Source organism: Klenkia marina, from assembly GCF_900101025.1.
Classification (GTDB): domain Bacteria; phylum Actinomycetota; class Actinomycetes; order Mycobacteriales; family Geodermatophilaceae; genus Klenkia; species Klenkia marina.
This window is the reverse complement of sequence record NZ_FMUH01000004.1, coordinates 21,139-36,168: the sequence shown is the minus strand read 5'-3', so window position 1 is coordinate 36,168 and position 15,030 is coordinate 21,139. Positions and strand designations below refer to the sequence as shown.

General features: G+C 72.2%; 10 protein-coding genes. 6 read left to right on the top strand and 4 right to left on the bottom strand.

The window, feature by feature from the left end; genetic code table 11:
* The first annotated feature begins 80 nt into the window (after positions 1–80).
* On the top strand, positions 81–1,178 hold the full coding sequence (locus BLP29_RS12630) for a glycosyltransferase family 4 protein (protein WP_092805014.1): 1,098 nt from the start codon (positions 81–83) through the stop codon (positions 1,176–1,178).
* Between the two features lie 61 nt (positions 1,179–1,239).
* Here BLP29_RS12630 and BLP29_RS12625 read toward each other — a convergent pair whose 3' ends face one another.
* Together BLP29_RS12625 and BLP29_RS12620 are read right to left on the bottom strand one after the other, a co-directional pair.
* Positions 1,240–3,063, bottom strand: a complete 1,824-nt coding sequence (locus BLP29_RS12625; RefSeq protein WP_092805012.1) for a SpoIID/LytB domain-containing protein — start codon at positions 3,061–3,063, stop codon at positions 1,240–1,242.
* Between the two features lie 122 nt (positions 3,064–3,185).
* Positions 3,186–4,325, bottom strand: coding sequence for a glycosyltransferase family 4 protein (locus BLP29_RS12620; protein WP_092805010.1), 1,140 nt, complete (start codon positions 4,323–4,325; stop codon positions 3,186–3,188).
* Between the two features lie 189 nt (positions 4,326–4,514).
* On the opposite strand from BLP29_RS12620, the gene BLP29_RS12615 reads away from it, so the two are divergent.
* The 5 genes from BLP29_RS12615 to BLP29_RS12595 are packed head-to-tail and all read left to right on the top strand — an operon-like array spanning position 4,515 to position 10,641.
* Complete coding sequence (locus BLP29_RS12615) at positions 4,515–5,492, top strand: FkbM family methyltransferase (RefSeq protein ID WP_165839378.1); 978 nt, start codon at positions 4,515–4,517, stop codon at positions 5,490–5,492.
* Positions 5,489–6,997, top strand: coding sequence for a glycosyltransferase (locus tag BLP29_RS12610; protein WP_092805006.1), 1,509 nt, complete (start codon positions 5,489–5,491; stop codon positions 6,995–6,997). Before BLP29_RS12615 ends, BLP29_RS12610 begins: the two co-directional genes overlap by 4 nt.
* Entirely contained in the window at positions 6,994–8,517 is a 1,524-nt protein-coding gene (locus BLP29_RS12605) for a glycosyltransferase (protein ID WP_092805004.1), read from the top strand. The genes BLP29_RS12610 and BLP29_RS12605 overlap by 4 nt, the downstream gene beginning before the upstream one ends.
* Complete coding sequence (locus tag BLP29_RS12600) at positions 8,514–9,452, top strand: ABC transporter permease (RefSeq protein ID WP_092805002.1); 939 nt, start codon at positions 8,514–8,516, stop codon at positions 9,450–9,452. The genes BLP29_RS12605 and BLP29_RS12600 overlap by 4 nt, the downstream gene beginning before the upstream one ends.
* A gap of 1 nt (position 9,453) precedes the next feature.
* A complete protein-coding gene (locus BLP29_RS12595) occupies positions 9,454–10,641 on the top strand; it encodes an ABC transporter ATP-binding protein (RefSeq protein ID WP_092805000.1) in 1,188 nt (395 codons plus the stop codon).
* Between the two features lie 20 nt (positions 10,642–10,661).
* Here BLP29_RS12595 and BLP29_RS12590 read toward each other — a convergent pair whose 3' ends face one another.
* The gene (locus tag BLP29_RS12590; protein ID WP_133379151.1) at positions 10,662–12,857 is read right to left on the bottom strand and encodes a hypothetical protein; all 2,196 of its coding nucleotides are present in this window, start codon (positions 12,855–12,857) and stop codon (positions 10,662–10,664) included.
* Between the two features lie 141 nt (positions 12,858–12,998).
* Positions 12,999–14,804 (bottom strand): DUF4214 domain-containing protein, encoded by a 1,806-nt coding sequence (locus BLP29_RS12585; RefSeq protein WP_207798476.1) that lies wholly within the window; start codon positions 14,802–14,804, stop codon positions 12,999–13,001.
* Between the last annotated feature and the right edge of the window lie 226 nt (positions 14,805–15,030).

The following is a 15,030-nucleotide window of genomic DNA, read 5'->3' as shown; positions in this document are numbered from 1 at the left end:
TAGCGTAACGGTGCCCTCACAGGACGGCGGTTCCGTCACCCGACGGACGCCCCGTCACCCCACCTCGCCCCAGGAGCCCCGTGCGCATCGGTCTGGACGCGACCCCGCTCCTCGGGCAGCGCAGCGGGGTGGGTCGGTACGTCGCCGGCCTGGTCGCCGGCCTGCAGCAGCTGCCCGAGGCCCCGGAGGTGCTGCTCACCCTGTTCAGCATCCGGGGGTCCGTCCCCGTGGCGTCGTCGGCCACCGTCCGCCCGGCGCCCCGTCGAGCACCGGCCCGCCTGCTGCGCCGGACCTGGGCGCACACCCGGTTCCCCCCGGCCGAGCTGCTCACCGGTCGGGTGGCGGTGTTCCACGGGACGAACTTCGTCGCGCCCCCCACTGCGCGGGCCGGGCGGCTGGTCACCGTGCACGACCTGGCCTACCTGCGCTACCCGCAGACGGTCACGGGCGACGCGGAGCACTACGCCCGGTTGGTTCCGCGGGCTCTGGACGGGGGCGCCCACGTGCTCGCGGTGACGCACGCCATGGCGGAGGAGATCCGGGACGAGTACGGCCTCCCGGCGGACCGGGTGCACGTGGCAGCGCACGGGGTGGACCCGGAGTGGTCCGCGGCGACGCCTGCGACCCCCGGGCAGCTGGCTGCGCTCGGGCTCCCGCCCGAGTACCACCTGTTCACCGGGAACCTCGAGCCCCGCAAGAACCTCGGCATGCTGGTGGCCGCGCATCGAGCAGCCCGACGCTCCGACCCCGGGGTGCCACCCCTGGTGCTCGTCGGCCCCGCTGGTTGGGGGGACCGCTGGCAGGGCGCCGAGCCGGACCCCGCCGACGTCGTGCTGGCCGGCTACCTGCCGGACGAGGACCTCCGGTCCGTGGTGGCCGGGGCGACCTCGGTCTGCATGCCCTCCCACTACGAGGGCTTCGGCCTCCCCGTCCTGGAGGCGTTGGCCGCCGGGCGCCCGGTGCTGGCCAGCGACATACCGGCGCACCGCGAGGTGGCCGGGGGGCAGGCGCAGCTGCTCGACCCGGCCGATCCGGACTGCTGGGCCTCGGCTCTGGGCAACCCGGCCTCGGCCCCGGGCGACACCGGCTCCCGACGTGCACACGCAGCCGGCTTCACGTGGTCGATCTCCGCGTCGGCGCACCTGCGCGCCTACGAGGACGCCGCCCAGGACCGGTGATCGACGGGACGAGCCGCACGGCTCCTGCTCGGAGCAGGTGCCGTGCGGCTCGTCCCGTCGCTCAGGGGAAGCGGGCCGCGGCCCGCTGGGCGTACTCCGCGCTCGAGGCGAGCGCCGCCACCACGTCGACGTCCCCGCGCTGCGCGAGTGCCGGCAGGAACGATGCCCGGCCCCCCGCATCGACGGCCCGACCGAGCAGGACCTGGTAGTAGATCCCCAGCCTCAGCTCGCGGGCCTCGGCCGACGTCGTGATCTCGCGCACGACCGCGGCGCGCGGCCCGGAGGCGAGTCGGCCCTGCCAGAAGTCACGCTCGTCCTCCCCGGCCGATCGACCCAGCAGGGCCTGGTAGAGCCCCTCGATCCAGAGCCGGTCGCCGCCCTGCGCCTGCACGGCTTCGGGGGTGGACCAGATCGCGACCGTGAGCTCGTTGGGGCTGCCGCCCCCGGACAGGTAGTTCGTGAAGGTCGCCAGTCCGCCGGGGTCGGGAGCGCGCCTCAGACCCTGGACGTAGGCGGTGCGCACCAGTTGCCCGAACCGCTCCGAGGAGGCTGCGAAGCCCTGCGCCACGGACTGGGAACTCTGCCCGGACGCCAGCTGGGCGGTCCAGTAGGACACGCCGCCGGCATCGGCCGGACGACCCAGGACGTCGGCGTAGAGCGCCTGCACCATGGCCGATGCGCCGCGGTTGGTGAAGGTGAACCAGTCGCTCTTCAGCCCCAGCGCCGACCTGATCTGGTTGCCGGTGTAGGTCCGCGACCCGCCTGCGGTCGACACGGTCACCTGCAGGGCCCGCCCGCCGTCGGGCCCGAGCCCGTTGGCCTGCGTGACGGCGATCCCGGTGACGGAGCCCAGCCCGAGACGGTTGCCGATGTCGGCCAACGACATGGACACCGACCAGTTGTGGTTGGGGTTGCCAGCCGTGGCGTCGCCCCGGTCCTCGACCGCCGGGAACGCCCCGCCGGCGGTGAACCCGCCGGAGGAGGAGCTGAACTCGGTCCGGACGACGGCCCCACCGGGCGTCCGGCGGACCTGTCCCGAGGTCGCCGCGATCGCGGAGTTGGTGCGGGAGTCCTCGAGCCACGTGACCGCCCCGCCGAACGGCTGCGTGTACGCACCGCCGTACACCTGGCAGCTCGTCGTGTCGCACGTCTTCGCGTAGGAGGTCCACTGGGACGCCAGCGCGTAGCTGCGGGCAGCCACCGCCTGCACCTTCACGGCCTCGGCGCCGCGGCCTCCACCGGCGTTGGCCCAGCTGGCCGGCATCTCGCGGGGGACCACCCCGCGGAGGTAGTCGTCGATGGAGACGTTGTTGACGGTGGTCTGGAAACCGCCGCCGTCCACCACCGACATCGTGCCGCGGTAGGCGCGCACCTGGCCCGACTCGCACGAGCGGACCTCGCCGCCCACGGTCGCGCCGGACGACACCCGGGGGGTCGCGCCCAGGACCGTCCAGGGACCGCTGCAGCTGTCACCCACGAGGACCTCGAAGGTGTTGCTGGCCACGCCCCGGATGCGGACGGCCGCGCGGCCGATCGGCGCACCGTTCAGGGTGAGGTCCGGCCCGGTCAGCACGGTCTCCCGGTTGCGCAGGCTGAGCAGCTCCACGCTCACCACGGGGTTCCCGGCGTCCGAAGCGGCCGTCGTGCCCCCGTAGTAGTGGTCCAGGATGCTGGCGTGGTCGGCCCCGAGGTCCACGGCGTAGCCGTAGGCCCCCCACTGGCTCATCCCGCGGCCGTGGCCGTACCCGTGGCCCGAGATCGTGACGTCGCCGGGTGCGGCGGACGCCGCACCCGTGGGTGCTGCGGAGACGAGCAGGAGCGTGGCCAGCGCGGCCACGGCGGACCTGACGAGCCCCGGCCGGGGGAAGCGGCGGGCGGTCGACATGGGACCCCTCTTCGTCGGGAGAGCGGAAGGTCTCCGCTGCTCAGGTGGACGCAGCCGGGGTCACCGGCCGCTCTCCACTGTGTGTCGGCAGCACGCCGGGGTTCCTTGAGGAGCGACGACGGTCAGCGACCTCCGGGCCGCGCCACGGACTCGAAGACCGCGTCGTACTCGTCCAGCGTCCGCTCGAGCCCGTAGAGCTCGGCGGTGCGGCGGGCACCGTCGACGCGATCGGACAGGTCGAGGGTCAGGTCGCGCAGCCCGCGGTGCACGGCATCCGGGTCACGAGGAGCCACGACCACGCCGAACCCCGTCCGCTGGACAGGGATGCGCACCCCCGGGATGTCACTGGCGAGGGAGGGGACCCCGGCCAGCATGGCCTCCACCTGCACGATGCCGAAGGCCTCGAAGGAGTTGACGGAGGGGAGGGCGAAGACGTCCAACGAGGCGTACAGATCGGCCAGTCGGTCGTCGGGCAGGAACCCCAGCAGACGGATCCGCGGGTCCGCCCCCACCGCAGCGCGGACCCGCTCGACGACGCTCCCCCCGGCGACCCGGGCGTGGTCGCCGGCGATCAGCAGCCGGGCCGTCGGGTCCTCGAGGCGGCGGAAGCCCTCGACCAGGAACTCCAACCCCTTCTCCTCGACGATCCTCCCGACGAACCCGACGTGCGGCCCCGCGCCGTCCCGGAACGCGGGGGCGCCCCCCCTCCGGTCGACGCACGGCGGAGCGATGGCGCGGGTCCTGCCCTCCATCGCCGGGCGCAGACGGGAGTGCACGGCGTAGTCGTCACTGGAGGGCACGACGACGTCGCTGCGGCGCATGGCTGCCGCCGACGAGAGGTCCATCACCCGCTGCTGCACGCGGTCCAGCCGCGTCCCCTGCATCGAGACGTCGCACTGGTAGGTCAGCACCGTCGGGGTCGACCCGGACAGCAGCGCGACCGCACCTGCCTCCAGCAGGGGCATGTGCAGGTTGAGCACCCGCGAGCGCCGGGCGGCTCTGGCGACCACCGCGGGGAACGTGGGGCTGATGACCCCCTTGCCCAGGCGGGCGACGACCGGGGTGCGGCGGACCTCCACCCCGTTGAGCACCTCGTGCGCAGGCAGGTGCGCCTCGTGCCTGGTCGCCACCACGAGGACACGCTTGCCCCGGGCGGCCAACCCCTCGGCGACGAGCCGGGCCGCCTCGGTCAGACCGCTCACGTAGGGCGAGTAGTAGGTCAGGCCCATGACGACGTCGTGGGTGATGGTGCGCTGGGTCATGGGGCCTCCTCGGTGGCCGGCCGACGGACGGTGTGGCGCGCCTCGCCGGGGCCTTGGCCGAGAGCCGACGCAGCCTGCCGTCCGGGCCGCTGTGACACGGAGGACCGTAGCCCGGAGGGTGGGTGGGGTGCCCCGCGCCACTGCCGAGGTCCCCGGAGGAGAGGGGGCAGCCGACGTATGGTGGCCGCCGTGAGCGAAGAGCTGCTGGTGTCCCACGCACAGAACGCCGAGGACGTGGTGCTGTGGCGCGCCCTGGGTTCTGTGCAGAACGGGCGGTACGTCGAGGTCGGCGCCAACCACCCTGCGGTCGACTCCATCAGCAAGGCCTTTTACGACCGCGGTTGGGCCGGGGTGGCCGTCGAACCCGTACCCGCCTTCGCCCAGGCCTACCGCGAGGCCCGACCCCGCGACGTCGTCGTGGAGGCCGCCGTCACCGACGCCGCGGAGCAGGAAGTCGTCCTGCACGTCTTCGAGGGCACCGGGCTGTCGACCGTGCGCGAGGACATCAGCGCCGGCCACGAGGCATCGGGCATCGAGGCGACCGAGGTCCGGGTACCGGCCCGCCGACTGGACGACGTCCTCGTCGAGCACGTCCCCGCCGGCGAGGAGATCCACTTCCTGATGGTCGACGTGGAGGGCGCCGAGCACGACGTCCTCCGGAGCATCGACCTGTCCGTGCACCGCCCGTGGGTCCTCGTCGTCGAGGCCACCGCCCCTCGCAGCCGCGACCGCACGCACCACGAGTGGGAGCACATCGTCCTGGGCAACGGCTACGTCCACGCCATGTTCGACGGCCTCTCCCAGTGGTACGTGGCGCAGGAGCACGTCGACCTGCTGCCCGAGCTCGACCACCCGGCGTGCCCGCTGGACTCCTGGGTCCCGATCCGCACCTTCGTGGCCGAACGACGGGTGGAGAGCCTGGACGCAGAGCTGGGCGGGGTGCGCCTGGAGAACGCCGAGCTCACCCGCCAGGTGGTCTCGTGGCGGGGACGGGTCCTGGAGCAGTGGGCCAAGGCCGCGCGCACCGCCACCTCCGCGAGGGGCTCGTCCGACAACGGTCACCTCCGCCAGGAGCTCGACGCCCTGCAGAGGACGCTGTCCTGGCGCATCACCGCGCCGTTGCGGTCGGTGCGGTCGGCCCAGCTGCGGCGGAGCCGTCGTCCGTGACCTCCGCCCACGCCCCCGAGGCGCCCTCCGTCCACGGCGTCGGCGCCGCTCTGGCGCAGCGTCTCCGTGCCGTCGCGCCGTTCGTCGTCGAGGCCGTGCCGGACGCCGACCCGGTTCCGCAGCAGGATGCCGGAACCGTGCTCACCACCCTGGTGGAGGAGCTGCGCTCCCGCGCCGATGCATCGAAGGCGTGGCTGGTGTGGACCGCGCTGACCGGGGCCTTCCCCACGCACGACGAACTCGCCTCCATGCGTCGGCACCTCGAGCTCACCGACACGCTCGGGTCCGTGCAGTGGTTGCTCGAGGCGGGCCTGTCCGCCGTCGTCGGCGGCGGCTCCCCCGACGCGGAGCTCGAGGTCCTCGACCAGGGCGTCGTCGTCGACGTCGACTTCTGCGCGACAAGCGACCACCACACCGGCATCCAGCGCGTCGTCCGGGAGACCGTCCCCCGGTGGGTGCGCGACCACGACCTCACGCTGGTGGCGTGGACCGCAGCCGGCGGGGCCACCCGTCGCCTGACGGGCAGCGAGACCGACCGGGTGATCCGGTGGGGTACGTCCTCGGCCGCCCGCACCGTGGACGGCCCGACCCGACCCCGGCTCGTCGTGCCGTGGCGGTCGGTGGTCGTGTTCCCGGAGAACCCGGAGCCGCAGCGGTGCCCCGCACTCGCCGCGCTGGCCGAGCTGAGCGGCAACACCGCCACCGTCCTCGGGTACGACTGCATCCCCGTCGTCAGTCCCGAGCTGATCCACCCCGGGTTGCCGGACCGGTTCATGCGCTACCTGCACCTGGTCAAGCACGCCCGCACGGTCGCCGCGATCTCGAGTTCGGCCCGCGACGAGTTCGAGGGCTTCTCCCAGATGATGGGCGCCCAAGGCCTCACCGGTCCCGCCGTCGTCGAGGTGGCCCTGCCCATGCAGGTGCCCGAGGTCGAGGCCCGGCCGTCGCCGACGGGCGCGCCCCTGGTCATCGCGGTGGGCAGCTTCGAGCCCAGGAAGAACCAGCTGGCCGTGCTCCACGCCGCTGAGCGCCTGTGGCGCGAGGGGCACCGGTTCCGGTTGCGGTTCATCGGCGGTGGCGGCTGGCGGACCGAGTTCGACGCCGAGCTCAACCGTCTGGCCGCCCGAGGTCGCGACGTCGACATCGCCGTCCGTCTCTCGGACCGCGAACTGTGGCAGGCCTTCGCCGACGCCCGGTTCACCGTCTTCGCCAGCCTCCACGAGGGGTACGGGCTCCCCGTCGCCGAGTCCCTGGCGCACGGCACACCAGCGCTCACGACCGGCTACGGGAGCACAGCCGAGATCGCCGCGGAGGGTGGCGCCCTCACCGTCGACCCCCGCGACGACGACGCCCTCATGGCGGGGATGCGGCGACTGCTCACCGACGACGACCTCCTGTGCGAGCTCGAGGCACAGGCCGCGTCACGACCCACCCGGACCTGGGACGACTACGCGGCCGAGTCGTGGCGTGTCCTGGTCGCCGAGCACGTGGAGGAGACGGCGTGAGCCTGCGGAGCCGGGTGGCGGCATCGGTCCCGCTCGACCAGCTGTTCCGGTCCCCGGGTGACCGATGGGCGGCCCTGGGCGAGCGGTTCGCGCTGGTGGCCCGCGTCCTGGACGTGGCGCACAGCGGCGGACGCCCCGACCACGACGACGTCGTCGCGATGCACGACCGCTTCCGCGCCCCGGACCCCGACGAGGTCTGGCTCGCGCTGGCGGTGCTCCAGGCCGAGCTGCCGGAGCTGGAGGACGTCGTCCGGCAGGTGCGGCGCATCCGGCTGGACGGCCCTGAGGTCGTCCTGCAGGACCTCGTCCTCCGAGCCGGTCTCCGTCGGCTGCGGCGACGGCTGCCCGAACCCCGGGTCGAGGTCGTGACCGACGAGGTCCTCGTGGACCTCGAGCACACCAGCAGGACCTCGCTCGCCACGGGCATCCAGCGCGTCGCGCGCGAGACCGCGCGTCGCTGGGCCCGCGACCACGACGTCGTCCTCGTGGGGTGGGAGGGGCAACGCGCCCTGCGCCGGCTGGACCGGGGGGAGTCGGCACGTGCCCTGCACGGCACCGAGGCGCCGAGCGGGGAACGGGGGACGGCGGACCTCGTCGTCCCCTGGGGCGCCACGTACCTGCTGCCCGAGCTGGCCCCCGAACGGGACCGCACCAGCAGGTTGGCCGCCCTCGCCCGCCATGCCCGGACCCGCACCGGCGTGATCGGCTTCGACTGCGTGCCGATCAGCTCCGCCGAGACCACCGACGCAGGTGTCAGCGAGTCCTTCGCCAACAACCTGGTGGCGGTCCGCGACTTCACCACCGTCGCGGCGATCTCCGAAGCGGCCGCGATCGAGTACCGCGGCTGGCGGCACATGCTGTCGGCGATCGGTCGGTCGGGGCCGACCATCGACCCCGTCGTCCTGCCCGTCGAGCCCGTCGACGCCTCCGAGGAGGGTCTGGTGTGGGCCCGGGACGAGCTGCGGACGGGCACGCTGCCCGTGGTGCTCTGCGTGGGCACGCACGAACCGCGCAAGAACCACCTCGCCGTGCTCCACGCGTGCGAGCTCCTGTGGCGCGACGGGGTGCGCTTCAGCCTGGCCTTCATCGGTGGGCACGCCTGGAACAGCCGGGCGTTCGACCAGACCCTCAGCTCGTTGCGTGCACAGGGCAGGCCGGTCCAGAACTTCAGCAGCGTGACCGACGACCAGCTGTGGGCCGCCTACCGGGCGAGCCGCTGCGTCGTCTTCCCGTCGCTGAACGAGGGGTTCGGCCTCCCCATCGCCGAGGCCCTCGCCTGCGGCACACCCATCGTCACCTCCGACTTCGGGAGCATGGCGCAGATCGCGTCAGCAGGCGGCGCCGAACTGGTCGACCCGCGTGATGACGCCTCGATCAGGGACGGCCTGCGGCGGGTCCTCGTCGACGAGGACCACTACCAGGAGCTCCGGAAGGCAGCCGCCGCCCGGCCTCGCCGCACCTGGGACGAGTACGCCCGAGACACCTGGCAGCACCTAGCGCAGAGCGAGAAGACCCCATGACCTCGATCGGCGATCGCCCAGCCACCCCGCTGAACGACGAGGCGAGCGCGCGGATGACCCGGCTCGCCGAGGAACCGCTCGTCCCGGCCGGGTCCGTGCGTGGGTTCTTCCGGGGCACGCTGCACTCCCTGAGGGACCTCGCGGCCTACCGGGAGTTGCTGTCCCTCCTCGTCCGGCGCGAGCTCAAGGCCAGGTACAAGGACAGCGCCCTGGGTTTCCTCTGGAGCCTCATCCGTCCGCTGGCGATCTTGTTGGTGTACTACATCGCGATCGGCAAGTTCCTGGGCGCCGAGCGGTCCATCCCGGACTTCGCCATCTACATCTTCACGGGCCTGACGGTGTGGCAGTTCTTCACCGAGGTCGTCGCCGGCGGAACTGGATGCATCGTCGGCAACGCGGGTCTGATCAAGAAGGTCTACCTACCGCGGGAGGTCTTCCCCCTCAGCGTGGTCGGTTCGGCCATGTTCACCTTCGCCACCCAGTTCGTCATCCTGCTGCTGGCCCTGGTCGCAGCCGGTGCCGTCCCGACGAGCTCCCGCCTGCTGTACGCACCCCTGGCCCTGTCGGTGCTGATCGTCTACGCCACGGCACTGGCCCTGGTCCTGGCCGCGGTCAACGTCTACCTGCGGGACGTGCAGTACCTGGTCGAGATCGGCCTGACGGTGATGTTCTGGTCCACCCCCGTCGTCTACTCGTGGGAGTTGGTCAGTCGGGTGGTGGACCACCCGACCCTGCAACAGCTCTACCTGGCCAACCCGATCACCGCGGCGGTGCTGGGCATGCAGCGTGCCTTCTGGGTCGCGGGGGCCGATCAACCCTTCCCCGACGGCATGGCCGCACGGCTCGGCGTCATGCTGGCCGTCGGTTTGGTCCTGCTGTGGCTCGCGCAACGCCTCTTCGCCCGGCTCGAGGCGAACTTCGCCCAGGAACTGTGAGATGACAACCACACCCACCGTCGTCCGGCTGCGCGACGTGTCGCAGCGCTTCGTCATCCGCAAGGACAAATCGCTCAAGGAGCGCTTGGTCAACGCGGCTCGCTCCCGGAAGCACCGCGAGGACTTCTGGGCTCTGCGCGACGTCGACCTCGACATCCACGCCGGCACCACCGTCGGGCTCATCGGGCCCAACGGCTCGGGGAAGAGCACCCTGCTGAAGACGATCGGCGGGATCCTGCAGCCGACCTCCGGCACCGTCGAGCGCCGCGGTCGACTCGCCGCCCTGCTGGAGCTCGGGGCGGGGTTCCACCCCGATCTCACCGGGCGCGAGAACGTCTACCTGAACGCGTCGATCCTCGGCCTGAGCCGAGCCACGACCGACCGCTACTTCGACGAGATCGTCGACTTCTCCGGCATCGAGAAGTTCATCGACACCCAGGTCAAGTTCTACTCGTCCGGGATGTACGTGCGGCTGGCCTTCGCCGTCGCCGTCCACGTCGACCCGGACGTGCTCCTGGTCGACGAGGTGCTCGCCGTCGGCGACGAACCCTTCCAACGCAAGTGCCTGGACAAGATCCGTTCGTTCCAGAAGGACGGGCGCACCATCGTGCTGGTCACCCACGCCCTGGACCAGGTGGTCGACATGTGCGACCGGGCCGTGGTCCTCGAGTCGGGGCGCGTCGTCGTCGACGGGGAACCGACGGTCGCCACCCGGACGTTGCGCGACGACTTCGAGACGGCTCGTCGCGCCGAGGCCGACAGCTCGCCGTCCGCGTCCACCGCTCCTGGTGCGCGTGTGCTGGCGGTCCGCGCGCTCGACGAGGACGGGCAGGAGTTCCGCGAGCTGTCCGCCGGGCAGTCCATCCGGGTGCAGGTGGACGTCGAGTCGCCGGCGCCCCTGGACGACTGGGTGCTCGGGATCGGCATCGACACCCCGTCGGGCATGAGCGTGTTCGGGACCAACACCCAACTGCTCGGCCAGCGGATGCCGGTGCTGCGCGGCCGTCAGCAGTTCGAGATCCGCCTGGACAACGTGTGCCTCGGCCCGGGCCGGTACGAGCTGCACGGCGCCCTCGCCATCTGGTCCGGTCCGGAGCTGCACCGCCTGCCCCAGGCCGCCAACTTCTCCGTGTCCAACGGCGGCGTGTCCGTCGGTCTGCTGGGCAGCACGCCGACGCTGGTGAGGTGACGGCGCGGGCCCTGCCCTGATCAGTTCTGCCGCGTCACCCCGGACAGCACGACCCACCGGGCAGCAGCAGGGTCACTGGGGCTGTCGACCTGCATGGAGACGACCACGGGAGCGGATCCGGACGGCAGGTCGACGACGACCTGCTCGGGGTCGGCGGTCAACCCGTCCACCGAGGTCGAAATCCCCCGGCCGGTGGACACCACCACGTCCAGCGGCGCGGTCGACTCCCCCCGGACGGTCAGCTGGATCTGCTGCGACACCCCCGGGGTGCGCACCACCAGGGCACTGGCGTCGCCCACCGTCGCGAAACCACCGCCGGGCCGGACGAACAGGTTCCAGTTCAGGAGGTCGTACGGTGCGACGACCACAGCCTCGCCACGGTCCAGATCGAGCAACCGGAACCGGTCGTTCTGCCGGATGACGACCCCCGGGTCAGCGGCCACCTGCACCCCGTCCCCGACCAGCCAGTACCGGTCGGTGCCGCCGGACCAGTAGGACGAGACCCGGAGGTAGTCAGGCCGGAGTGCGGGGTACTCCACGTCGTCCTCGTCGGCCAGGACCAAGGTCATCCACTGCTGGTCGAAGAACTGGGGCACCAGGACGGACAGGTCCTCACCCTCGTCGCCGCCGAGTTCGCGGACCCAGGCAGCCGCCTCGGTGAACGAGCCGTCGACGTGCCGACCGGGCAGCGCCACGGGGTCGAGGGAGTCCAGGGAGGACCGTGCGTTGAGCGACACCCAGGCCGCGAGGGACACGAGCACCACGGACGCGATGCCGGCAGCCACCAGCCGTGCCACGGCTGGACGTCGACGGTCGGCGAACCGCCGTACCAACCCTGTCACGGCGCTGGCGACGGAGGCCCACCCGAGGACGGCGAGGAACAACCCGACCGAGAAGGTGATCTCCACGGCCCGGCGCTGGGCGTAGTCGAGGCCCTCGGCGGTCAACAGCCCGACGACGGCCGTGCTGGACACCGCGAAGCCCGTGGCGAGACCCCGGGCCGGCCCGACGAGGACAGCAGCGACCCAACCCCCCAGCACCACCAGCGCGAGCCCCCCGGCGACGGCGACGCCCGTGCTCGACGTCGCTGTGGGGAACCCGACGAGGCGATCGGCAACGACCAGCACGTCCGGGTCGAGGTAGGGCGAGACGCTCGGGTTGTCGCCCCCCGACCCCACCACCAGGAGCGAGACGACCGCCCGGTACCAGGCCAACGGCGCCAGGACCACAGCCAGGAGGATGACCTGCAGAGCCCCCAGCACGGCCGCCCGGACGTGGGTCCTGCGCACCACGGCCGCGGCGATCAGGGCCGGCGCCAGGAAGGGCGCGAACTCCGAGTAGGTGCCGACGACGGCGCCGAGGACCAGAGCGGCCACCACGTGGGTCCTCCGGTCCGTGCCCGGCCGCAGCGACGCCACGAACAGACCCATCGCCAGGGGGACCAGGGCGACACCGAGCACGGAGGCGGCGTTCTGGTTGTACGCCTGCTGCACGAGGACGGTGGAGGAGGCGACGACCGTGCCGGCCACCAGACCTGCCGTCCGGCTCGCCCCCAGCACCCGTGCTGCACCGACGCAGGCCCCGGGGATCAGCAGCACCCAGGTGCCCAGCCACGCCACGAACGTCGTCGTCGGGTTCGTCGAGGTGAGCACGTTCAGCGCAGCCTGGACCAGTTCCTGCCCGACCCGGAGCGGCAGGTCCAGCGCCGTCTGCGCCGGGCCGTCCCCCGGTACGGCCCCGGAAGGCTCCTGACCAGCCGGCACCGGCGCCACCGCCGGGGCGTCGAGGATGGAGTGCTCCTCCAGCCACCCCGTCACCGACACGTAGTAGACCGCGTCGTTGCTGGGGGTGGCGCTGACGACCGTCGGTGATCCGAGTTCGATGCTGGGTGCCATCGAGACCGCGGCGAGCGGGATCCCGACGGCGACGGCCACTGCGCACCAGGCGAGCGTGGTCCGGTCCGCCCAGCGGCGGACCCCGTGCCGGACCACGAAGCGGGCGATCAGGGCCACGGCGACGACACCCAGCACCCACACCCCGACCGAGACGGGCAGGAGGATGCCGGTGGCGTGCAGGCCGCAGACGAGGAAGGCGATCCCGACGACGGGGGCCGCTGGGAGGACCTGCCGCCGCAGCTCATCGGGGACGAGGGTCAGGACGGCCCAGCCGAAGGACGTCAGGACGACGACGGCTCCGACGACCAGGAGGAACAGCATCAACATGTCGCCGGTGGGGACCCCTCCGCGGAACCGATCACCTGGTCACCCTCTCACGCCCGACCGCGGGTGAGCCGGAGGTCCGGGAACGGGTCGACCCGGGCCACCGTCGGGGGGACGGCGGCCCGGGTCGAGGGCACATCAGGGGAAGCGGGACTGCGCGCGCAGGAAGTACTCCTGGCTGACGGTGACCTCTTCACGGAGGCGCTCGTCGCCGCTGCCCATGACCACCGGCAGCCAGTACTGCTGCTCCGAGACGCCTGCGGCCCGTCCGAGGTAGTACTGGTACGCCTGGTCGACGCGGCGCATCCCGGCCTCCGGTGAACCCCAGATGGCCTGGATGACCGGCTCGGGTCCGACCTGCCGCCGGACGTAGGCCCAGTGCGAGACCTCGTTCGAGCCCGCGGACCTGCCGAGGGCGGCCTGGTACATGTTGTTGACGAACGCGGCATCGCTGCTGCCCCCACGGAGGTAGAACTCAGCGCTGGCCATCAGGGTGGGTCGCAGGTTGTCCAACCGCACGTTGCCGAGGCTCAGCTGCTGCAGCCAGGTGTCCATGCCGCTGGGGTCGGGGCCTCGCCCGAGCACCTGGACGTAGGCCTGGGTGATGATCAGTCGCCGGTACTCCAGCGAGGTCGCGAAACCCGTCGTCGCGCCGCGCCGGTCGAGGGAGCCGTTGGCCAGAGCCGTCGACCACATCATCAATCCCCCGTCGTCGGGGTCCCGGGTCATCATGTCGCGGTAGAGGGCCCGGACGTACGGGGATGCCGAGACCTGGGCCGCGACGGCCGACCGGATCTCCGGCAGTCGCGCGTACCCGTACTGACCGGGGCACGTCGTGCTGCCGACGTCCCGGTGCCCGAAGATCGTCGGCAGGGTGACCCGCTGCCCCGCGGCGTACTTGGACGTACCGCCCCCGCTCGAGGTCAGGACCGTCGTGCCGGACGGGTTGACCCCGTAGAGCGAGAACTTCCAGGCGATGATGGCCTCGACCGCGTTGACCATGGCCTGCGGTGCAGGCGTCGTGTCGTAGTTCCCGAGCATCGACACCCCGAACGTGGAGGTGTTGAAGCCGCCCGCGTGCGCCCCGATGACGGTGCTGGCGAGACCGCCGTACCGGCCTTCCCACAGCCGCCCGAACTTGTCGACGATCACGTTGTAGCCGATGTCGCCCCAGCCCCTGCTCACCGTGTGGTAGCGGTAGATGGAACGCATCATCGCGGGCACCTGGTCCGCGGTGTAGTTGTTCGTGTCCGCCGTGTGGTGGAGGGTCGCGGCCTTGATCGTGGGCGCGTACTCCGGGTCCCACGTGCGGATGGTCTCGTCGGCGCCCCACTGAGCGCGCGAGTAGACGTCCGGCATGGCCGTCGCGGCGTCCGCCGTGTCCTGGATGTCCGGTGCGGTGAGGGAGTCGTCGGCATCGCTGGTCCCCGGGTCGACCAGGTCGAGGGTCACGTCGACGGGCTGGGCCCCGCTGGCCGTGACGAGTTCGGCCTCGACGCCGTGGCTCGCACCCGTCCACAGCGGAGCCGTGCCGCCGCGCCGAGGTGCACCGGAGTCCGTGCCCGTGTTCTGGTCGCTGTCCTCGACGGTGACCGCAGTCCAGTCGCCCCAGGCGCCTGCTTCGTCCTGCACGCGGATCTGCACGACGGTGCCGGTCACGGCTGCGTCGTAGGCCCACGTGACCCCGACGAGGGAGAACTCGGCGGTGTCCGTCTGGCTCACGGTCAGCGTCGGCTCCACGGGGGACACGCCCCCGACCGGCTCGGTCGTCCCTTCCTGGACCTCGGCGTCGGGCGCGGGTGCATCGACCGATCCCATCTCGACCTGCTCCGTGGAGGTCTCCACGGGCTCGGGCGCGGGCGCCGGCGCGGCGTAGACCGGGAGCACCAGCAGCCCCCCGGTGAAGGCGAGGAAGGCGGTGATCCCTCCGAGTGTGCGACGCACGTGTTCCCTGCTTCCGGTGACGATGCCCGCGCAACGGGGTTCTGCGCGGTTCTGCTCTGCCGGTTCATCGGCCAGGAGCAGGTCCACCTTGAACCAGGCATCGCCGACCCGGAACAGCTCGACCTGGCGAGTCGGGGCGAGGAGGCACATTTCGTCACAACGCACTGAACAGCGGGCGCCGATCTGGCGACACCGACTGCAGTACTCGGGACGACGCCCGGCGCGT